Source organism: Echinicola strongylocentroti (assembly GCF_003260975.1).
In the GTDB taxonomy this organism is placed as follows: Bacteria; Bacteroidota; Bacteroidia; order Cytophagales; family Cyclobacteriaceae; genus Echinicola; species Echinicola strongylocentroti.
Window position 1 is genome coordinate 764,570 of record NZ_CP030041.1, and the last position, 20,016, is coordinate 784,585.

Genomic DNA, 20,016 nt, shown 5'->3' on the forward strand with positions numbered 1-20,016 from the left:
TCAATTTTACGCAAGTCAAAAATAGTTCTTAAAATATCTTTATTCAAATTTAATAATGGTAATTTCATGACTGCAAATCATGAAAACGTTTCGATTCTTGCTAAAATGCCTTTGATCAACAACACCTCCTATGCCGGACCGCCCGTATTGTTTAACGGTCACTTACAGACCATCTTCCCGGCACTTTTTAGAAAGAACCTCTCCTTACCCTTTGACAGAGAAAGAATTACCACTCCTGACGGAGACTTCCTCGATCTGGATTGGCTGTGCCAAGATAATAAAAAACTTGTCATTATCAGTCATGGTCTGGAAGGAGATAGCCAAAGACCTTATATGAAAGGTATGGCCAAACATTTTTTTCAAAATGCTTACGACGTACTCTCCTGGAACTTCCGAGGCTGCAGTGGATCGCTTAATAACAAGCCTTTCTTTTATCATTCTGGCGCTACGTATGACCTGCAAACTGTGGTCTCTCACGCAGAGGACAGGTATGATGAGGTATATTTGATCGGTTTTAGCCTTGGAGGAAACTTGACCCTAAAATACTTGGGAGAACCTCAATCCAAAAACCCGAAAATCAAAAAAGCAGTAACCATATCCGTCCCCCTCCACCTCAAAGGCAGCTGTAACAAGATCAGTACAGGAGAAAATATCATCTACTCCAATCGGTTTTTGAAAACACTGAAGGAAAAGGTGCGAAAAAAAGCGCTGATGTTTCCCGGTGAGTTATCGATAGAAGGCTTGGACCAAATAAAAACCCTCAGGGATTTTGATGATAAATTTACCGGCCCTATGCACGGCTTCAGGGATGCCCACCACTATTATGACGAGTGTTCATCCCTCTTCTTCCTTGACGGCATCACCATCCCCACACTCGTCCTCAATGCCCAAAACGACCCATTTTTGAGCATCGAGTGCTTTCCTGTGGACAAGGCCAAAAGGCTTGAAAAGGTATTCATGGAGTTTCCTGCCATTGGAGGGCATGTAGGTTTTAGCCCCAGAAAAAGAAGAGAAATCTACTGGTCAGAAAAAAGAGCATTTGAATTTATCGATTCGGATGATTAATTTACACAAAACTCCCACGAGACATCATGTGTGAACGATATTCCTTAGCCACGAACAAACAAGATTTGGAAAACCGATTTGAATCGGAGATGTTGGACAACTTCCAACCCCGCTACAATATAGGCCCTACCCAGCTGCTGCCAGTAATTACCTCTGATAGCCCACGGGGATTTTCACACTTTTATTGGGGAGTAACCCCCGAATTCTCCAAAAATAAACCTGTATCGCTAAAATACATCAATGCCCATGCTGAGACGGTCCACCTCAAGGCCTCCAGCAAATCCGCCTTCCAAAGACGCCGGTGCATCATTCCTGCCGACGGCTATTATGTATGGAAAAAAGTGGGCAAAAAAACCAAGATCCCCTATCGCATCACCTTTCATGACAAGCGTCTTTTTAGCTTTGCAGGGATCTGGGAGGAATTCGAAAACGAAGCCGGCAATATTAACCATACATTTTCCCTGCTGACCACTGAGGCCAACTCCCTCCATAAAGACTTTGGTGACCGAATGCCGGTGATCCTAGAACGAGAGCAGGAAAAAATCTGGCTGGACAAATTTAAAGGAACTGACCAGTTACTCGCCATTCTAAACGGCCAGGACGCTGATGCCATGACCGCATTCACGGTCTCCCAAATGGTCAACCAGATCAATGTGGATTCGGAATACCTCATCAAAAAAACAAGCCCCATGGACCAGTTTGGAAATTATACGCTCTTTGGTTAATTGAAGGCTTACAGGTCGGCCAGTTAGAACATTAATCCATAATCCTTTTCAGTCACCAAGGCACTCTTAAGAAGCCTGTCGGCATCCGATTATTTAAATTCTCCATGAGATTTTGCCAAAGATGGTGCATATTTGTAGCATTGTCATGCTAAACACTGACGATCACTTAGCCTAAAGCTGTATATAACCTGATTGATCATGAAAAAATCCAGAATAATCGGTGTGGGACATTATGTCCCCGACAATGTCGTCACCAACCACGACCTCACCAAGATAATGGACACTAGTGACGAATGGATCGTGGAAAGGACCGGCATCAAGGAAAGGAGATGGTTTACACCTGGAGTGGACACCGTCGCCAATATGTCGACCAAAGCCAGTAAAATGGCCGCTGAACGAGCCGGTATCGACATCAAGGAAATTGATTTCATTATTTTTTCCACCAGTACACCTGATTATTTTGCTCCGGGAAATGGCGTACTCCTACAGAGGGAACTTGGCCTCCAGGGCATTGGAGCTTTGGATATCAGGAACGCTTGTTCTGGCTTTATATACGGACTATCCGTCGCGGATCAATTCATCAAAACCGGCATGTACAAAACCATCCTGTTGGTAGGTGCTGAAATCCAATCATCGGCCCTCGACAAAAGCACTGCGGGGAGATCCAATGCGGTGATTTTTGCAGATGGAGCGGGTGCTGCCATCGTCCAAGCCACCGAAGGAAGCCATCAGGGTATCCTGTCGAGCCACCTGCATGCGGACGGTGACTATGCCGAAGAGCTTTACCTCAAGGATCCTGGCAGCAGCCGGGAGACCAGACTGTCACCAGAAATGGTAAACGACGACAGTTTCCGTATGCAAATGAACGGCAATGTGGTCTTCAAACATGCCGTCGTCCGTTTTCACGAAGTGATAAAAGAGGCCCTTACCGCCAATGACAAAACCGTGGACGACCTGGACCTGCTCGTTCCCCACCAAGCCAATCTACGGATCAGCCAGTTTATCCAACAGCAATTTGGTTTGGCTGACGAAAAAGTATTCAACAATATCCAGCGTTACGGCAACACCACTGCGGCCACCATCCCCTTGGCCCTGAGCGAAGCTTGGGACCAAGGAAAAATCAAGGAAGGTGACCTCCTCTGCCTGGCAGCTTTTGGTAGCGGCTTTGCTTGGGGATCTGTATTGCTTCACTGGTAACCCCTGTCCATGGAAGACCAAAAAATCAACTTAAGAATACTTGAAGATGAAGCGTTGTTCCTGGGCATCCATCAGCTGAAGGATCAATTTGTCTCGGTATTTTCGGCAGTAGCCAACAACATCCAAGAACAAGAACTCGAAGCCTTTCATCCCCTTCAAAAAGGCAAGAAAATAGCCAAGGGCAATGAGTTGCAACATTGTCCCTATCAAGTCTTGGACCTGGTGAGGAACTTCGACAAATCGCAAGGGTTTAATATCAGGTTTCTCAACTGGTGGGGCCACGGCCTTTATGTTTTGGTGTTTTTTGGAAAAGACCGTCTTCCTGCAGCAGGTGTCCATGAGAGTTACATAGCGCATGGATATGAGGTATGCCTGACGGGATCTCCTTGGGATTATAAAGCTATCGTAAAACATCACCGATCCACCCAAGAAGTCCAGCCCAAAACTCTCCGTGAGCATGTCAGCCATTTCCAGCACCTGCAGTTTATCAAACATATCCCGTACACAAGAGGTATTGAAAGGCTTCAAGATGACATCTATGCAGAATGGGGGTGCTTAAAGAAGTTTCATCATGTCTAATGGCTTTTTTTAAAGAATTAATTCTAATTTAGAAACTAGAAAAGAACAGAAAACGTAAACCCCACATACAAAAAAACTTTCAGAAACGCGTTATAACTCCCATGAAGTATCTTTTTATAATATGTTGTTTTTTGGTGAGTACCAGTTTGGTCTACTCCCAAAGAAAAGCTGTACAAATATACAACGCCGACTCCACAGTAGTGGCTTCTGGAGTAGTAGAAAATGGCAAAATGGAGGGATTATGGCAATTGACCTCTCCCAAAACCAAGAAGCTTCTGGAGGAAGGCTACCTCAAGGCAGGCAAAAAGGATGGGCTATGGACTACCTACCATTCCAATGGCACCAAGCACATCGTCGCCGAATACCGCAACAATAAACTTACAGGGCCTCTAAAGGAATACGACGAAGAGGGCTACCTCTTGGTGGACGCCACCTACAAAGACAGTGTAGCTGTAGGAGAATACAAGGAATATTACGGTGCCACTGTGGCACAATACGGCTTCAACCCTAGCAAAAGAAGAAAACGCGAAGGCCAATTTAAAAATGGACAGCTAAATGGTGAGTGGCTCTCCTATTATGAAAGTGGACAGCTGGCCATCAAAAGCACCTATAAGAACGGTGAGCTGAATGGTGCTTATTTGGAATATAGCCGTGAAGGTCAACTCGTCGTAGAAGTCAACTACGTGGACGGTGAACCTGATGGTGACTTCACTCGATACTCCATCGACAATATCGTAGAACAAACCGGTGAATACATGCAAGGGAAAAAAGTAGGAAAGTGGACCACTTATTTCCCCGGTACCAAAACGGTGGCCGCTGAAGAAGAGTATGATGATAACGGCTATAAATCAAGCACTTGGAAGTACTATTACGAAAATCGCCGATTGGCTCGTATGGAGCGGTATGAAAATGATATCCCTGTAGGTACCTGGGAAGAATACTTCCCCAATAAAAACCTTGCCAAGCGCAAAACCTATGAGCTAGGGATGCCTACTGGTGAATATGAAGAAAACCATGAAGACGGAGAACCTTCTGTACGTGGCCAATACACCAATGGGGTAAAATCCGGGCTGTGGAAAAGCTATTACACCGATGGCCAGCTGTATTCTATTGGCGAGTATAAAAACGGGGTAAAATCTGGGCTGTGGAAATATTTTAACAAAATAGGCATCCTAATCGCAGAGGGGGAATATGAACTGGGCTCTGAACACGGTCAGTGGTTTTACTACTACGATGGTGGCCAGCTAAAATCTGTAGGCAGCTACTTTTATGGCTTTGAAGAGGGTACATGGGGGCTTTTCTATGACAACAAAAAACTCACCCAAGAAGAAGAATGGAGCAATGGCAGACTAATGAACGTCAGCGAGTACCATTCTTATGATGGCAATAAAACCCTTGATAAAGGCACCCTTAAGAACGGCGAAGGTACACGTTACACCTACTATGTCAATGGCACCAAAGAATCAGAGGGCACCTATCATTTTGGTAAGCAAACCGGAAAATGGACTTACTACCATAACAATGGTAAGATCGCCTCATCCGGAAACATGGAAGACGGCAAAAAAGAAGGCCGATGGAACTATTATACCAGGTCGGGCAAACTCAGTGAAATCATCACTTTCAATGAAGATGAAATAGTCCCAGACAAACTCCCCGAACCTGACCTTCCTTTCCAAACATTTGAATAAATCACTTGCCGTGGCTCAGTTTTCACCAAAAGCCACGGCATTTTTCATGGCCTAAGGCTCCAATATTTTTCAAAATTTTAACATTTCAGGGCAAACTTCACTTATCCAACACGTTACAAGCTCCTATTTCAGTATTATTTTAGTGCATTTCTTTACAATCTCTCGAATTATCGTGCGCACCAAACAATATTTTAACGGAAACACATAAATCTTTTTTAATTTTTTTATAGAAGTGTTTTTTATATTGGGGTATATTTTGTTTATTTGAATACCCTAATAAATAAAATACACATGAATTTAATCGATCCAAAAAAGAGCCTAGACGAAAAAGAAGGAGTAGTAGAAATAAAAAACTACCTCAACAAAATCAAGATCATTAAAAATCTCTATACCAATGGCAGCAACACTGCCAGTGAGATTTGTAATGAAGTAGGTATTAGTTTGCCCACAGTCAACTCCCTGCTTACAGACCTCATCAAATCAGGTCAACTGGTAAAACAAGGGCGTGCAGAGTCCCAAGGCGGGAGAAAACCCGACTTGTATCGACTGGCGCAAGATTCTTTTTACGTACTGGCACTAGATATTAGCAAATTTGTGGTTCGCGCAGCCATCTACGACAGCTCCAATAAAGCGGTTACCGAAACGGGGCTGTTCAAAATCACCTTGAACAACGAAAAATCGACGTTCGATAAGATCGCCGATTTCATGGAGACCTACATGAAAGAATCCGGTATTCCGCTGGACAAAATCATCTCCATAGGCATGTCAATGCCCGGTTTGGTAGACTCTGTCAATGGCATCAACCACACCTATTTGAAATTTGGCAAGAAAAGCCTTGTAGAAAATTTTGAAGCGCGGTTCAACAGAAAGGTGTTTATAGAAAACGATGCCCGAGCCATGACATTGGCAGAATTTAAGTTTAGCCAAGACCAAAAGTACAATAACGTACTGGGTATTTTCGTAGGCTGGGGAATTGGCCTTGGGATCATCATCGACGGCAAACTTTACAGAGGTGGCGCCGGCTTTGCAGGTGAATTCAGCCACTCCCCTATTTTCGAATCACGTGAAATCTCCTGCACCTGTGGCAAAAAAGGCTGCCTGGAAGCAGTGGCTTCAGGCACAGCCATGGTAAGAATGGCAGAAGAAGCCATCCAAAAAGACAGTGACTCCATCCTCAGCCGAATGGCCAGAGAACGTGGAGAAGGCATTGATCCTTCCCTCATCGTGGATGCTGCCCTTGCTGGTGACCAGCGAGCGATCACCATCCTGTCCGATGTTGGACTGGACTTAGGAAGGGGAATTTCGATCCTTATCCAGTTACTTAATCCAGACCTGATTATAGTCGGAGGCAGTGTGGCAGAGGCCCAACAATACCTCATCACGCCCATTCAGCAGGCCCTTAACATCTTCAGTATGGCCAAGTCCCGTGAAAAGTCGGAACTGACCTTGTACAAGCTCGGAAAGGAAGTTGGCCTCTTAGGAGGGGTAGCTGTAGTGATCGAAAATATATTTGAAGATATTATAAACTGATCCAAGGAGCTGTGGACACTACATGCCCGAGGATCATTTTCAACATAGCATTAACATAAAAAACAATTCTAATATGCTAAGCAACTATCCTTTATCGGAAGTAGAAAAATGTTACTTAAAAGCGTCAGGTGTCGAAGAGATCACCACAAAGATCCCTTACCTGACCGTGGACAATTTCCCTAAACTTGGGTTATTGACGGCATGTAGGTTCCTAGAGTGGGCTGCTCACAACCCTGATGGGGTAATCAGCTTACCAACTGGCAAAACTCCTGAGTTTTTTATCAAATGGACCCAATTTCTGCTTGAGAATTGGGATAGCAAAAAGGGCAAGCAAATCCGGGAAGAGTACGGTATGAGCGACCTCAAAAAGCCGGTCCTAAAAGACCTGCATTTTGTACAAATCGATGAGTTCTTCCCTATCTCCTCCTCGCAGCATAACAGCTTCTACCATTATGTAAACAAGTTTTACATTGATGGTTTTGGACTAGATCCGAAAAAAGCCTTGCTGATCAACTCCGATGAGATTCCATTGGCCGAAGGCAAACACTTTTCGGAAGTCTTTCCAGACCTGAAAGTTGACCTTTCGCTGAGGTTTAGAGAAGCCAGCAATAGACAAGAAAAACTACAGCAAGAATCTATCTTCCTGATCGATAAATGGTGTGGTGAATTCGAGCAAAAGATCCGGGAAAAAGGAGGCATCGGCTTCTTCTTAGGAGGAATTGGCCCCGATGGCCACATTGCTTTCAACACCCGGGGATCTGATATTTTCTCCACTACAAGGCTCACAGAAACCAACTTTGAGACACAAGCCGTAGCTGCTGGTGACCTCGGAGGGATAGAAGTATCCGCCAACCGACTGGTCATCACCATTGGACTGGACACCATCGTCTATAATCCTGAAGCAGTAGGCATTATCATAGCTGCAGGGGAAGCCAAAGCACAGATCGTAAAAGATTCGCTGGAGACAGACCTGACCAATATTCACCCTGCCACCGTACTGCAAAAGCTGAAAAACGGTCGCTTTTACCTTACCCAAGGAGCAGCTTCCAAACTGACAGACAGCATCAATACCTACTACAAAACCGGCGAATGGACACAGGCCAAAACGGAAAAGTCCATCCTCGAACTATGTAAGAAACTAGGTAAATATGCCAGCAGACTGAAGCTGGAAGACCTGAAAAACGATCCGTATACTTCACTGATCCCTGGCCTTTCAGAAACCACTGTTGCTTCCGTGATAGAAAGTACTATCGAGAAGCTGAACAGAGGCATCGAAAAAGAGGAAAATGAAGTACTCCTTCATACCGGGCCACATCATGATGATATTTCCTTGGGGATTTTACCTCATATCACCAATCAACTGAGCGAAAAAACCAACGAGGCCCACTTTTCGGTATTGACCTCAGGCTTTACCGCAGTGACCAACACGTTTGTAATAGACACCTTGCTGCACACCAAGAAGCTACTGGACGAAGACCAGATCCAAATGGTCAACTATGAAGACTTCTTCCAGACAGGCTACAAACTTAAGATGGACAAGGATGTGTACCATTACCTGACCAGTGTGGCCTCCGAAGAGCCCGAGCAACAAAAAAGGGGGCTTTGCCATCGAGTGGTAAGAGCCGTTGTGGAAGTCTTTGACGTTAAGAACACCCAAAAGCTCCGGGAGACGATCAATGATGTATTGAGCATCCTTAAAAACTCATATGACGGTGAGAAAAACCCACCAAAAATCCAAAAACTGAAAGGTATGATCCGTGAGTTTGAGGAGGAGTTGGTATGGGCTCACTTTGGAGTGAAAGTAAGAAATGTACATCACTTAAGGCTTGGTTTTTATACTGGGGACATTTTCACTGAGCAGCCTGATAAAAAACGGGATGTGGAGCCTATCGTAGAGATGTTTCGCGAGATCAATCCTACCAAAATCAGCTTGACACTGGACCCGGAAGGAAGTGGTCCTGACACGCACTACAAAGTACTTCAGGCTACTGCTGAGGCGGTACGCCAGTGGAGCAAAGAAAAAGACTTGAGCGACCTGCGCATCATCGGTTATAGAAATGTATGGTTCAAATTTGAAGCAGCAGAATCCAATGTCATCGTACCGGTTTCATTAGGTGACCTTTCCGTTATGGAAGACTCATTTGCCAATTGCTACCTAAGCCAGGTAAATGCCTCCTTCCCTAGCTACGCCCACAATGGTAAATTCAGTACACTTGCCAAACGTACATGGGTCAACCAACTGAACGACGTGCAGTTGCTGTTAGGAAAAGACTATTTTTACCAACACGACATGGCCAAGGTAAGGGCCAGCCACGGTTTGATCTTCTTCAAGGACATGAATGTAGAGGAATTCATTGCCCATGCCAGGGAACTGGAAAAATCCATTGAAGGGATGATCTAACCTCAGGCCATAAACCTTACGCCTGATAATTATTAAGGTATCCGAGGGCGAAACTGCCTTCGGATATCTTTGGTTTTTAAACGTAGATACATGAAAAAAAATCGGCTGATTCTGGGACTTGATATTGGAGGGACATCTATTAATGCCGGTATTATGAAAGATGGGGTACTGATCGAAAAGCGGGAAATCCGCACACCTTCGCAGGAACCTCAAGAAGTAATACTATCGACCATAGCTGACTTCATAGCGTCCTACTTTTCCCACGAGATAGATGGGATAGGCATTGGCATACCTGGTTTGGTGGATGCTGAAAATGGCATCGTTTTTAACCTAGAAAACATCCCTGCTTTTAACAAAGTAGCATTGAAGGATTACCTGGAAAAAAAACTGGACAAACCAGTATACATCAATAATGACGCTAATTGTTTTGCCCTAGGTGAATACAAGTTTGGCGGTGCCAACAAGCACAAGCATATCGTTGGGATCACCCTGGGGACAGGCATAGGCACTGGCGTCATTACCAACGGAGAGCTCTACCCGGGATATATATGCGGAGCAGGCGAATGGGGAGGTGTACCTTATGGAGATAGCAATTTTGAAAACTATTGCAGCAGTAAGTTTTTTAGAAAACTCCATCACACCACCGCAAAAAAACTCGCCGCCAAAGCTGCTGAAGGAGATAAGGAAGCACTCGAACTGTTTTATGAATATGGTACACATATCGGTAACCTGATCAAGTACATACTGTTTACCTATGCTCCTGAAGCCATTGTCATTGGTGGGTCCATCAGGAAAGCATTTCCTTATTTCTCCAAAGGAATGGAGGAAACAGTGAAGACTTTTCCCTACTCTTCCATTAGCGACAACCTCACTATATACACTTCATCATTTGATGATTCGGCCATTATGGGAGCTACCGCTCTGGTAACAGAAGCAGAAGCCCATATCGCCAAGGTAGTCAAATAAAAAAGCTGTCTCATAATCCAGTTGTCAATCCCCTTCCAAATGGGGTTTTCGACGATGATACTATATGGGACAGCTTTTTTCCTATTTTAGTACCTGACTGCTTTCCTTTCTATAAAGGAACGGTAAATTTAATTACTGTCACAAGGTCACCAAGACACAAAGCGCTCAGTATTTTTGGATAGTCATTGCTTTTTTCACCCGGATCTTAGCTGTTCGGGATTTGTAATCCCGAACCGGAATAATGGGGATTTGAAATCCCCCTGGGTCATTTGCGAAGAACGCAAACATCTATGTGGATATAGATTTTCAGCAATTTACATGCATTAGCCTGACGGCCATGGCCGATACGGAAGCCATGATATGCCCCAGGGCAAACGACTTTAGTGTTTTGAAGGGAAATAGCTATCATCCGTGCCGATGGCACTCCTTCGGGAGGTTGAGGAGAGCTCAGTAACCACACAACACGGGGTTAATAGTATGGTTACAATTTATGGAAACCGATCCCTTTTTGCTCACTGAAGGATTTCTGCGTCAGGCCGCTGGTCTTGTACTCTTTGACAAGGGCGGCCATTTCTTCTTGTAGGTTCATAACTCTTGCTTTTTCCACAAAGCTATGCGGTCAAAGCACGCTATGAAACATGTACTTTACAAGGTGGTTACAAACAAGGCCATAAAATCGGGAAATATATTATTGCTGTGCTGAAAAATGGGGAGATGGCGGAAAGGTAAAAATTGGGTTGGTTAAGTGAGAATGCTTGGTTATTGGCATTAGTACTTTATTTCAGTCCACAAAAGTTTCTTTAATAACGTCCTTGCACTTTTCGATTTCATCATATGTCAGACTTTCGAAAACCCTAATTATTCTAGTTTTATCAACTGTCCGAATTTGATCAATTGCAATCATTCCTTTTTTTCCATTGTGCTTTACATAAACTCTGGTCGGGTATTTTTTTAAGTTAGTTGTCAATGGTGCAAGGACAATTGTGTTGAGATATTTATTCATTTCATTGGGAGAAATGATAACACAAGGTCTTGTCTTTTTTATTTCGCTCCCAACCGTTAGATCAAGGTTTACAAGGACGATTGAATATTGTTTCAATTCCATTCATCAAGGTTTTCGTCATTGAACACATCATTCATCAGAAGATTATCATCTCCATTTTCACTCATTTTCTTAAATTCCTTTTCCCAATTTTCTCTTGGTGTAGCGACAGGCTTGAGAATGATTTGTCCTTTTTCGAGGATAAGTTCAACTTTGTCCTTGATATTATACTTTTCCAATATGGTCTTGCTCAATCGAAGTCCTTTTGAATTTCCGATTTTGATTATTGATGTTTCCATAATTCCTTAAATGTTATTACAAAGTAAATACATTTAAGGAATTATCAAAAGTCATTCCGTTTTGATGCCAGCGACGGTTTGTGTATGGTGCGTATCCTGAAGGCTATGTGAAGCCTACAAAGCAGGCAAATACGCCGACTAGCACCGGATTTTTAAGGCCCACCGCCAAAATCACAAAAGAGAAAAAAACTTTCCCCATAATTACCCTTTCCCAGCATCACTCGTTCAACGGTTTTCAGCTTGGAGACGGCGGGCACTCAGAGCTGTTCGCTTCAAACTTTCTCTTAGCTTTTTAAAATACTGATTTTCATATTTCCCCAGTACCGCCCGCTGTATCCAAGGTGATGTTATAGCGCGTATTTCCTTTATCAGATCTCAATAGAAATTTTCACTTTTCCCCCAAGGCCTTTTTCTACAATTTCGAAAAGCGTTTTTAGGGTCAAATTGCTTCCATTGTTCTCGACCCTTGATATATAAGTTCTTTTCTTATCAACCAATTCCGCTAATTGCTCCTGTGTCAAATTCTTGTCCTCTCTGGCTTTTTTTAAAAGCAATCCAATTTTGAATGACTCAAAATCCCTTTCCAATTCATCTCGGCGGACAGTTCCCTGGCCACCATAGACATCATCTTTTATTTCTTTCCAACTTTTTGTGTTCATGACTTTTTATTTTTTTTCTTTTCCACCTCTTTTTCGGCATAGTAATCATTCATCAGTTTACTGGCCTTTTCAATTTCTTGGATAGGTGTTTTTTGTGTTTTCTTCTGAAAACCATTAAGCAGAATTACCAGCTTGCCTTCATCAAAAAAGCAAAATACTCTCCAGATATTTGATCCTAACTGAACCCGGGCTTCATATAACCCTTTCTTCGTCTTGATAGCTTTCAAGTACGTTTCCGGTACTCTTTCCAGGGTTTCTATAGCCTCAATGACCTTATAGATTTTGTTTTGAACTTTCTCTGTCTGCTTTTTTAGAAAAACCTCAAAATGGTCTTGGTAGGCTATGACTTCCCGTACTTTGTCCATAAAACAAATGTAACTTAAAAGTTACTATTTTCAAAATAGTAAAAAGCTGATTGATTGTAAGTTGGTGTCTTCAAAATGCGCTATAACACCTTTATATCCACTATAATCGGATATTACCGAAAATTTATTTGCTGTAAAACACCCTAAATGGGGTATTAATTAGTTAATCGATTTTTGGGGAAGTTTACATGTCCTAAAGCTGGATATTCCGGTCGATGTTGACCCCTGTTCCGGTGATATTGACCCCTCTGCAGAGGCTGTTTTGGTAGTATAGTCAGAAGACTGACAATTTTACATTTTTTTTCTGAGACTTTCCCCTTTTAACACGATTCTGTAGGAGGCGTGCACCAACCGGTCAAGGATGGCGTCCGCTATGGTCGGTTCACCTATTACATCATACCAGCTTGAGACAGGGAGCTGGCTTACAATAACAGTGGATTTTTTACCATGTCTGTCTTCGATAAGTTCCATAAAGTCCATTTGTTGTTGTTTGTCCAGGTGTGTGAGCCCGAAGTCATCCAGGATAAGCAGGTCTGTTCTGGCCATTTTATCGAAGAACTTGAGCACGGTACCGTCCAACCTTACCATCTTGATTTTGAGCATAAGCTTCTGGGTATTGAAGTAGGCGACCTTTTTGCCGTGCACACAGGCCTGATGGCCGAGGGCCGAGGCCAGGTAACTTTTTCCGCAGCCGGTGGCTCCCGTGATAAGTACCGCATCACCATGTTCCATATATTCCCCGGTCGCCAGTGTTGTCAGGAGCATGTCATCCAGGCCCCTGGTCCTGTCCAGGGAAAGTTCTTCCAGGGAAGCCCTGTAACGGAAGCCCGCATTGGATTCCAGTCTTTTGAATCTCCTGTTGTCCCGTTCCTGTTCTTCTGCCTGCAGCATAAGCTCAAGGCCTTCGGTAAGGGAGAGGCTTTGGTTTTTACGGGTCTCCTGTAATGTTGCCCAGGTCTGGCGCATGCCATGGAGCCTGAGTTTGATAAGTTGTGTTTCGATCGGGTTGGGCATAGTTGTTTAAAGTTTAAGTTATCGTTGTTCGTTGTAATATGTTCTTCCCCTGACGTTGCCGTGTTTGGGAAGTTCCTTGCCGGAGGCTTCCGTTGTGGCTTCTGTCATATTGTTTTCCAGCATGTTCTTGATAAAGCCATAGCTGTATTGATTGTACTCCATGGCGATATTGCAGGCCTTGTCCAGCCGCTGTTCATCCACCTTCCTGGCCAGGGCAAGTAAGCCGTCACAGGTCCTGTAGAGTTGCTCAGGGTACCTGTCCTGCTTAAAGATCAGGGCAATGTATTTGGCGAAGGTATTGGAGTATTGGGCAGCTTTGTCGCGGTAATACGCCGGACTTCTGTCCCTGTAGTGTTGGTGTTGGGAACACAGGTGTTCTTTGAGTGTGGAATAAGGCCCTTGCTGGAAGCCCCTGCCGTGTATGGCCACCCGTTCCCCTTTATGGAACACATAGAGCATGCTGCGGGTGTAGACCACCTTTACCTTCTGGCCTATCAGGGAATATGGCACGCTGTAATAGTGCTTGTCCCGGGACAGGTAGACGTGGTTGTTCTTGGCTACCGTCAGTTCGGCATAATGCCTCAGCTCGAAGCGCTCCCCGGGAAGCTTTCCCAATAAGTGCTTCTCATCGGCCAGGAACCTTTCCTCCCTGCAGTAAGGCTTTTGCTGCATACGGGTCTGGTTATGGGCCTTCACCTTTTCGGCAATGGCCCGGTTCAGGCTGTGTATGTCGAAGAATTGGACGTTCCTGAGCTTGGCATATACCCGGGAATAGAGCACCTTTACCTGGTTTTCCACCAATGCCTTGTCCTGCGGTTTCCTTGCCCTGGCAGGCACTACGGCCGTGCCGTAATGGTTGGCAAAGTCCTCCAGGGCCCGGTTGATACCTGGCTCATATTTGTCGGCCTTGTTTACGGCCGCTTTTAGGTTGTCAGGGACGAGCAGCTGTGGCACCCCTCCCAGCTGCTCCATACAACAGCCCAGGACGTGCAGGAAGTCGGGGATGGTCTGGGAGGGCACAGCCATGGCAAAGGCATAGTCCGAATAGGGCAGGCAGGCCACGAACAGTTGGCACCTGATCTCCTCCCCGGTCTCCCTGTCTATGTAGCAGATGGGCTTGCCCGCAAAGTCTATATACAGCTTCTCTGCCGGTTTATGGTCAAGCACCATGGAAGGCTTTGCCCTGGCCACCTCCTGCTGGCCAAGGTGATAACAAAACTGGCTCCGGCCATACCCTTCGGGGTAAGATTCCCTGTATTCCTCCCATAGAAGGGTTTTGGTCACCCCTTTACGCTTGAGTTCTTTTTGATAATAAGGGAGGTTGGCTATAAAGTGCTCGTAACGGGGGTCTTTATAGGACGGATCCCCTGAAAGGAACAGCTTCTCAACTTCGGGGTCTTCCATGGACAGCAGCTTTTTGGTTGTAAGCCCTGTCTTCCTGTTGTTTTCCAGCAGCTTGTCAAGCTTGAAAAGATAGCTTTTTACCGTGTTCTTGCTCATGTCCAGCATACGGGCAATGGTTTTGATACCGTTGCCCTGCTGCCGTAAAATAATCATCTGTTTGATCTGACTCATCGGTTTTGGTTTTCCTGCCATCGGACTATACTTAGCGGTTTTTTAAAATGTCCGCTAAAAAACCAAAACAACTCCATAGAGGGGGCAACTTGCTCCGGAATCCAGGATCCAAAGGGGTCAGCTTGCTCCGGAATCAGCTCAATATTATTCTTCAGGGGGTCAGCATCCGCCGGAATGGCAGGCGGTTCCGGCACCTAAAGCCACTTCGGTACTTGAATTATTGCCTGGATCCAAGGGGTCAACTTGCTCCGGAATATCCACTAAAGCCTACAAAGCAGGCAAATATGCCGCTCAGGTACCGGATTTTTGAGCTCAAACCTCCAAAATCACAAAAGAGAAAAAAAGCTTTCCCCATAATCACCCCTTTCCCAGCACCACTCGTTCAACACTGTATTCATGCCTACCTGCCAAGCTAGGCCAATCTACCAAAGGCTCACCCTACATTGCTTGACAGGTTTGGCCGTTCCGGCCATGCGAGTGCTTGGTTATTGGCGGTAGTTTTTTATTCAGTATTATTCATTTCCGTTAAGTGTTGGTCAATTTCTTGCCAAATATTTTCATTTCCTCCTTCTTTGTAAAAAGTTATGTTTTTATTATTGTCAATTATAATGTTTTTAGGGTAGGAATTTCCAAATAAAACCCTGTCATTTTCAGAAATGAAAGTTATATCATAATCAAATTTATTTTTTTCCAAAAAACCAGATACTTTATCTTTTGAGTCATCGGTTATTGATACAAACCTTACCTCTTTATTCGAATATTTGCTGACTAATTTATTCAATCCTGGAATTTCTTTTCTACAAGGTGCACACCAAACAGCCCACCAATTAACAACAATAGTTTGTCCGTTGAGGTTATCTAAATTGAATTTCTCTCCGTTAATATCTGTTAGTTCAATAGAAGGAAATATTCCCCCTTTAACTAGAGGTTTGTCGATTGTCAGAACAGTCAACGAGTCGGTTAAATCGGCTTGATCAAGCCAAGAATAAACAATTTTATTCGCTGTTGTATCTAATTCTTTTATTCTTAAAGATACTCTGCGTGTGGAATTGTCAAACGCTATGTCAATATCATTCTCTCGTGCATTTTCTGAACCTTGTTTAAAATTAACCGTGGTAAATTGTTTTAATTGATTGTTTGAAGCTAGTGCAATCCAATTTCCTGATTGTTTTCCCTGCTTAAGATATCCAACATAAATATCGATTGAATCATTAGTAGATTCTAAAATGGAATGGCTTAAAATTTTTAAGGGTAAATCCTTTTCAATAGGTTTTAAAATTTCAGGAAAACCTTCTTGAAACTCCGCAGTTTTATATGAACTTTTTTGTTCTTTCTGACAACTACATAAAAATGTTAATATTAACATCGAAAAAAAAATATTTTTCAGCATTATATGTGGTTTAAATTGTTGTTAACGGTTACGGACAAGTAGCCGGAACAAAGACCCGGACTTGTCGGTTTAACCTTTTTATTACTTGATTTTCTAAATTACACTTTTTCTGAAAAACCTGCTATTTGCTATAACCGATGTTGGGCGTTCGGCATTATTATTTGTATTAACTGTTATTCATTTAGTTCAGTTTTAACAGTAATCATCAAAGGTGTCTCCACCTGTCCATTCTTTTCCTTGAGCAAGGGTAAATTGTTTTTCAGCACCATCTTTCTTGAAAAAACTCCCAAGATTTGTATGAACAAACAAATCGTTTTCATAGGTCACTTGTGTTAAAGACCAAGGTTTCATGGCGTTCTCATTCCTACTCTCACACATTACCCACAAAGTATCTTCGTCTTCAGATATTGCGAAATCAGAAATTATTGAGTTTGAATATTGGTCCCGTGAAAAGATTTCTCCTCCTTTTAAGTTTTCAGTATAGTAATGAATGGGATTGGCAGTGTTATTTTGTGAGCAAAAGGGGAATTCAGAGGGTGTTTTCCAATTTTTTTGGACAGCACTTGGTGTTAGTGATTCAGTTAGAGTGTTTTTCTGAGCACGATTATCTGTTTGTTGTCCTAGATTTGAAAACACCCATTCGCCTAATTGACCACCTTTTGGAATTTTTCCCTGTTTAGCCCAATTAAGTAAATTATTCTTTGTACTCTCTGATTCTTCCATTGTAACAGTTCTCATCCATTCAAAGTTTTGTTCTAGCTCGCCATCTAGCGGTTTACAAGGGTTTGAAAGAAAATTGTCAATGCTACCATATTTATAAACTATTCTTGATAGAGTGATCGGGTTAAGCAGGATGTTTTCTAATTTCGTTATCCATCTTAAGTTTTCAGGTCGATTATTTTGGCGGTTTGTGTCTATGTGGTCAACTATGTGTTGTGCTGTTGGTGGTTTTCCAAGGAAAGCGTAAGCAACAATTCTGTGAACGACCTCAGAAACTATCAACATATACCCATTATTGTTCGGTTTGCCAAAAGTCCATATATTATCATACTTGCGTTGACGTTTGTCATTCCGAGCGTGACGTAGTATAGCTCCATTATCCCTGACAGAGTAATGTTCGTCTTTATAAACGCAACGTTTTTCTATTTCAAAATCGTCTAAGGAAACCATACTTCATTCTTCAATTGGCCCAATAACTGAAACAATCCCCCTTTTGTCAGAATCCATAGACCATTGAACCTGATATACTAATCCATCGATTTGGTCAAGTAACAAGAAATTGTATACATTTTCGGTCGGGTAGAGTGTAAATCTACCATTAACCTCTTTTTCTTCATCGAAAACAAGCGGAAGTGAATTTAAAACTAACTCACCTGTATTATTATCGTCTTCTATACTAAAATGTACTTGCCACATTTTGCCGTTACGCGTATCCAATTTAATAAAAGTCCAATAATTTTGAGTCGGAAACAATCGATATGTGGCTATTTCAGAAAATTGTCCCTGTTGAAGTTTAGTATTTTGTCCGCTTTGATTTTGAGCAAATGAATTGATTACAAAGAATCCAAAAATCAATGTAAGAAATGTCGCCTTCATATTTTCTGCTGTTCATGTTTAATTCTATCGGGGTGTCTTATGCTGGCGCACAACGGTCTCGTATAACCATCAGTTATGGGTTAAATTAGCAATTATTTTCGGTTTAGCACAGACCTTAGCAATTCCGAGTGGATTCGGACGTAATCGAATCCGCCGTAATTGCGGTTATACATTGTTGTCAGTTTATACCTCCCTCCGGTCGGCATAAACTGACAATGGGCGGGTGGCTCCGCCCGCCCATTGTGTGCAGTTTTCTATACCAAGTTTGCAATATCTTCTATAGTTATTAGTCCCAATAATTTCTCATCTATTTCCCCAGAATGTGTTATAAATATAACATCTAAATTCCGTTGTTTCTTGTTGATTTGATTTATAAACAAATCGTAAGCCTCATAGATTGATGTATTTCGAGAAACGAATTCATAATTTTCTTTGAACTCTATTTCCGATATTAAATCAGCTACTTTGACATTTTCAATTATTATTGTACCGTCTTCATCCAATTGAGATGATAGCCAACGAGAAATTGTGTTGTTATTTATTAATTCACAAACATTTTCGTTGTCGTCAAAAACAGGAAATTGAGAAAATGAATGCTTTTTCATTTCCACAAGGATTTCGTTTATAAATTCATTTTTCTTTGCTCCTAAAACTTGAAATTGAAATTCAGGTATTACTTTTTTCGGATTGCTTATCTTGTCAAAAAGTTCCGAAATTTGGGAAACGGTCGTATCGTGCGGTTCAGCAATTGCTTTGTTACCAATTTTAGGATTATGTACTATGGCATTTCTTAATTCTCCAAAAGATAAAAGTTCATCCTTATATCTTTGAGCCACTTTATTTTTTGTGTTTTTGACTTTTTGCGAAAAATTCACATACGAATCGTAATTATCCGATTTTTTCAGATAATTATCAATTTTGTTATAAATGTCTAAATATTTTTCTGAATTCGTCATTTTTCAAATTACCCACAACGCCTTTATATCCGCTATAAACGTTTACATCCGACTAAAATCGGATATTCTCGAAAATTACCGAAAATTTATATGCTGTAAAATACCCTAAATGGGGTATTTATTCGTTGATTGGGAATTTTGCAGAAAATGTAAAATAAGCCTGCTTACTGCCGCTATTCACCACCTACACACCTACAGCCAAAACACCGTCGAGACTGCCCCAGCGCTTGTCCACAAACCACATCCGACGCCCTGTTTGGCTTTAGACAAGCCTGTAGTGACGGTGTCTAAACTGGTCTCTCTAAGAAACGAAGGGAAAAGAAAAACCCCTACAGTTTCTTCTGAAGGGGTTTTTGGGAGAATTCGATCTACTGTCTTTTATCTCTCATTTATTTTCTCACAGCGTTTACTTCCGCTGGAAGTCATCCTGTACGCGGACGATGTCTTCTTCATTGGATGGGTTGGACGGGTCGGTGTGCATCCAGATTTCGGCCACTACGCCCCAATTGTCCATGCCTACCAAGCGGTGTCTTTCGCCTTTGGCAAGTTCTACCACTTCTCCCAATACCAACGGCTGCAACTCCCCTTCTTCGTCCGTCGGGCTGGTCACGATGCCGCCTTCTCCGCCTACCAATTTCCATATCTCGGCTCTTCTGTGGTGATATTGCCAAGAAAGGCGCTTTTCTGGTCCTACAATCAAGATCTTTGGACTTAGCTTTTGCTGTAGCTGCTCTTCTGAAAACTCCACGCTGGCAAAAAACTGTGTCCTGAATTTGGCAATCTGGCTTTCATCAATCACAAAAAAACCGCCCCAAGGCCTTTCTCTATCCTCTGCGGCTACTTCATATCCGTTAAAATCCAACCAGTCTTTGATCTGCTTAAAAATGGCTTCCTTCGAAGCGTTCTTTTCTATCTTCATATTGTTCTACGGTTTAATAGATTTGCTCTTAAAATTAGGAATTGCTATAG

General features: G+C 42.8%; 20 protein-coding genes. 8 read left to right on the forward strand and 12 right to left on the reverse strand.

From position 1 onward, the window contains the following. Positions 1–105: 105 nt before the first annotated feature. The 8 genes from DN752_RS02920 (at position 106) to DN752_RS02955 (ending at position 10,151) form a co-directional block, all read left to right on the forward strand. Positions 106–1,065: a YheT family hydrolase gene (locus DN752_RS02920; protein WP_112786400.1), complete on the forward strand. Its 960-nt coding sequence runs from the start codon at positions 106–108 to the stop codon at positions 1,063–1,065. A gap of 26 nt (positions 1,066–1,091) precedes the next feature. Next, positions 1,092–1,790, forward strand: coding sequence for an SOS response-associated peptidase (locus DN752_RS02925; protein WP_112782595.1), 699 nt, complete (start codon positions 1,092–1,094; stop codon positions 1,788–1,790). A 198-nt stretch (positions 1,791–1,988) separates the two neighbouring features. Further along, complete coding sequence (locus DN752_RS02930; protein WP_112782596.1) at positions 1,989–2,987, forward strand: 3-oxoacyl-ACP synthase III family protein; 999 nt, start codon at positions 1,989–1,991, stop codon at positions 2,985–2,987. A 9-nt stretch (positions 2,988–2,996) separates the two neighbouring features. Further along, positions 2,997–3,566: a hypothetical protein gene (locus DN752_RS02935; protein ID WP_112782597.1), complete on the forward strand. Its 570-nt coding sequence runs from the start codon at positions 2,997–2,999 to the stop codon at positions 3,564–3,566. Positions 3,567–3,667: 101 nt separating this feature from the next. Then, positions 3,668–5,254, forward strand: a complete 1,587-nt coding sequence (locus DN752_RS02940; RefSeq protein WP_170134441.1) for a toxin-antitoxin system YwqK family antitoxin — start codon at positions 3,668–3,670, stop codon at positions 5,252–5,254. Positions 5,255–5,545: 291 nt separating this feature from the next. After that, positions 5,546–6,784, forward strand: coding sequence for an ROK family transcriptional regulator (locus DN752_RS02945; protein ID WP_112782599.1), 1,239 nt, complete (start codon positions 5,546–5,548; stop codon positions 6,782–6,784). 73 nt (positions 6,785–6,857) lie between these two features. Then, positions 6,858–9,185, forward strand: a complete 2,328-nt coding sequence (locus DN752_RS02950) for a PIG-L family deacetylase (RefSeq protein WP_112782600.1) — start codon at positions 6,858–6,860, stop codon at positions 9,183–9,185. Between the two features lie 90 nt (positions 9,186–9,275). Further along, positions 9,276–10,151, forward strand: coding sequence for an ROK family protein (locus DN752_RS02955; RefSeq protein ID WP_112782601.1), 876 nt, complete (start codon positions 9,276–9,278; stop codon positions 10,149–10,151). A gap of 481 nt (positions 10,152–10,632) precedes the next feature. Here the strand turns inward: DN752_RS02955 and tnpA are convergent, their stop codons facing one another. The 12 genes from tnpA to DN752_RS03020 all read right to left on the reverse strand — a co-directional run bounded on the left by tnpA (position 10,633) and on the right by DN752_RS03020 (position 19,966). Next, positions 10,633–10,740, reverse strand: coding sequence for an IS66 family insertion sequence element accessory protein TnpA (gene tnpA / locus DN752_RS25280; RefSeq protein ID WP_394337165.1), 108 nt, complete (start codon positions 10,738–10,740; stop codon positions 10,633–10,635). 192 nt (positions 10,741–10,932) lie between these two features. After that, a complete protein-coding gene (locus DN752_RS02965; protein ID WP_112782602.1) occupies positions 10,933–11,256 on the reverse strand; it encodes a type II toxin-antitoxin system PemK/MazF family toxin in 324 nt (107 codons plus the stop codon). Continuing rightward, positions 11,247–11,492, reverse strand: coding sequence for an AbrB/MazE/SpoVT family DNA-binding domain-containing protein (locus DN752_RS02970; RefSeq protein WP_112782603.1), 246 nt, complete (start codon positions 11,490–11,492; stop codon positions 11,247–11,249). The genes DN752_RS02965 and DN752_RS02970 overlap by 10 nt, the downstream gene beginning before the upstream one ends. Positions 11,493–11,860: 368 nt before the next feature. Then, positions 11,861–12,151 carry a helix-turn-helix domain-containing protein gene (locus tag DN752_RS02975; protein ID WP_112782604.1) on the reverse strand — a complete coding sequence of 97 codons (291 nt, stop codon included), beginning with the start codon at positions 12,149–12,151 and terminating at the stop codon, positions 11,861–11,863. Next, complete coding sequence (locus DN752_RS02980; RefSeq protein ID WP_112782605.1) at positions 12,148–12,516, reverse strand: type II toxin-antitoxin system RelE/ParE family toxin; 369 nt, start codon at positions 12,514–12,516, stop codon at positions 12,148–12,150. The genes DN752_RS02975 and DN752_RS02980 overlap by 4 nt, the downstream gene beginning before the upstream one ends. Positions 12,517–12,807: 291 nt before the next feature. Beyond that, positions 12,808–13,530 (reverse strand): IS21-like element helper ATPase IstB, encoded by a 723-nt coding sequence (istB, locus tag DN752_RS02985; RefSeq protein WP_112782570.1) that lies wholly within the window; start codon positions 13,528–13,530, stop codon positions 12,808–12,810. An 18-nt stretch (positions 13,531–13,548) separates the two neighbouring features. Further along, entirely contained in the window at positions 13,549–15,105 is a 1,557-nt protein-coding gene (gene istA, locus DN752_RS02990) for an IS21 family transposase (RefSeq protein WP_245949435.1), read from the reverse strand. A gap of 502 nt (positions 15,106–15,607) precedes the next feature. Further along, positions 15,608–16,495: a TlpA family protein disulfide reductase gene (locus tag DN752_RS03000; RefSeq protein ID WP_112782606.1), complete on the reverse strand. Its 888-nt coding sequence runs from the start codon at positions 16,493–16,495 to the stop codon at positions 15,608–15,610. A 192-nt stretch (positions 16,496–16,687) separates the two neighbouring features. Further along, the gene (locus DN752_RS03005; protein WP_112782607.1) at positions 16,688–17,665 is read right to left on the reverse strand and encodes an HNH endonuclease signature motif containing protein; all 978 of its coding nucleotides are present in this window, start codon (positions 17,663–17,665) and stop codon (positions 16,688–16,690) included. A gap of 3 nt (positions 17,666–17,668) precedes the next feature. Next, the gene (locus tag DN752_RS03010) at positions 17,669–18,091 is read right to left on the reverse strand and encodes a hypothetical protein (RefSeq protein WP_112782608.1); all 423 of its coding nucleotides are present in this window, start codon (positions 18,089–18,091) and stop codon (positions 17,669–17,671) included. Between the two features lie 254 nt (positions 18,092–18,345). Beyond that, positions 18,346–19,047, reverse strand: coding sequence for a CBS domain-containing protein (locus DN752_RS03015; RefSeq protein ID WP_112782609.1), 702 nt, complete (start codon positions 19,045–19,047; stop codon positions 18,346–18,348). 406 nt (positions 19,048–19,453) lie between these two features. Further along, the gene (locus tag DN752_RS03020) at positions 19,454–19,966 is read right to left on the reverse strand and encodes a cupin domain-containing protein (RefSeq protein ID WP_112782610.1); all 513 of its coding nucleotides are present in this window, start codon (positions 19,964–19,966) and stop codon (positions 19,454–19,456) included. Positions 19,967–20,016 lie beyond the last annotated feature (50 nt).

What these genes read in the sequence shown, in the direction of transcription:
- DN752_RS03010 (WP_112782608.1), bottom strand. Translation starts at nt 18,091, where the DNA reads ATGAAGGCGACATTTCTTACATTGATTTTTGGATTCTTTGTAATCAAT.
- tnpA (WP_394337165.1), bottom strand. Translation starts at nt 10,740, where the DNA reads ATGAACCTACAAGAAGAAATGGCCGCCCTTGTCAAAGAGTACAAGACC.
- DN752_RS02940 (WP_170134441.1), top strand. Translation starts at nt 3,668, where the DNA reads ATGAAGTATCTTTTTATAATATGTTGTTTTTTGGTGAGTACCAGTTTG.
- DN752_RS02925 (WP_112782595.1), top strand. Translation starts at nt 1,092, where the DNA reads ATGTGTGAACGATATTCCTTAGCCACGAACAAACAAGATTTGGAAAAC.
- DN752_RS02965 (WP_112782602.1), bottom strand. Translation starts at nt 11,256, where the DNA reads ATGGAATTGAAACAATATTCAATCGTCCTTGTAAACCTTGATCTAACG.
- DN752_RS02930 (WP_112782596.1), top strand. Translation starts at nt 1,989, where the DNA reads ATGAAAAAATCCAGAATAATCGGTGTGGGACATTATGTCCCCGACAAT.
- DN752_RS02920 (WP_112786400.1), top strand. Translation starts at nt 106, where the DNA reads ATGCCTTTGATCAACAACACCTCCTATGCCGGACCGCCCGTATTGTTT.
- DN752_RS02955 (WP_112782601.1), top strand. Translation starts at nt 9,276, where the DNA reads ATGAAAAAAAATCGGCTGATTCTGGGACTTGATATTGGAGGGACATCT.
- istB (WP_112782570.1), bottom strand. Translation starts at nt 13,530, where the DNA reads ATGCCCAACCCGATCGAAACACAACTTATCAAACTCAGGCTCCATGGC.
- DN752_RS02970 (WP_112782603.1), bottom strand. Translation starts at nt 11,492, where the DNA reads ATGGAAACATCAATAATCAAAATCGGAAATTCAAAAGGACTTCGATTG.
- DN752_RS03005 (WP_112782607.1), bottom strand. Translation starts at nt 17,665, where the DNA reads ATGGTTTCCTTAGACGATTTTGAAATAGAAAAACGTTGCGTTTATAAA.
- DN752_RS02975 (WP_112782604.1), bottom strand. Translation starts at nt 12,151, where the DNA reads ATGAACACAAAAAGTTGGAAAGAAATAAAAGATGATGTCTATGGTGGC.
- DN752_RS02980 (WP_112782605.1), bottom strand. Translation starts at nt 12,516, where the DNA reads ATGGACAAAGTACGGGAAGTCATAGCCTACCAAGACCATTTTGAGGTT.
- DN752_RS03015 (WP_112782609.1), bottom strand. Translation starts at nt 19,047, where the DNA reads ATGACGAATTCAGAAAAATATTTAGACATTTATAACAAAATTGATAAT.
- DN752_RS02945 (WP_112782599.1), top strand. Translation starts at nt 5,546, where the DNA reads ATGAATTTAATCGATCCAAAAAAGAGCCTAGACGAAAAAGAAGGAGTA.
- DN752_RS02935 (WP_112782597.1), top strand. Translation starts at nt 2,997, where the DNA reads ATGGAAGACCAAAAAATCAACTTAAGAATACTTGAAGATGAAGCGTTG.
- istA (WP_245949435.1), bottom strand. Translation starts at nt 15,105, where the DNA reads ATGAGTCAGATCAAACAGATGATTATTTTACGGCAGCAGGGCAACGGT.
- DN752_RS03000 (WP_112782606.1), bottom strand. Translation starts at nt 16,495, where the DNA reads ATGCTGAAAAATATTTTTTTTTCGATGTTAATATTAACATTTTTATGT.
- DN752_RS03020 (WP_112782610.1), bottom strand. Translation starts at nt 19,966, where the DNA reads ATGAAGATAGAAAAGAACGCTTCGAAGGAAGCCATTTTTAAGCAGATC.
- DN752_RS02950 (WP_112782600.1), top strand. Translation starts at nt 6,858, where the DNA reads ATGCTAAGCAACTATCCTTTATCGGAAGTAGAAAAATGTTACTTAAAA.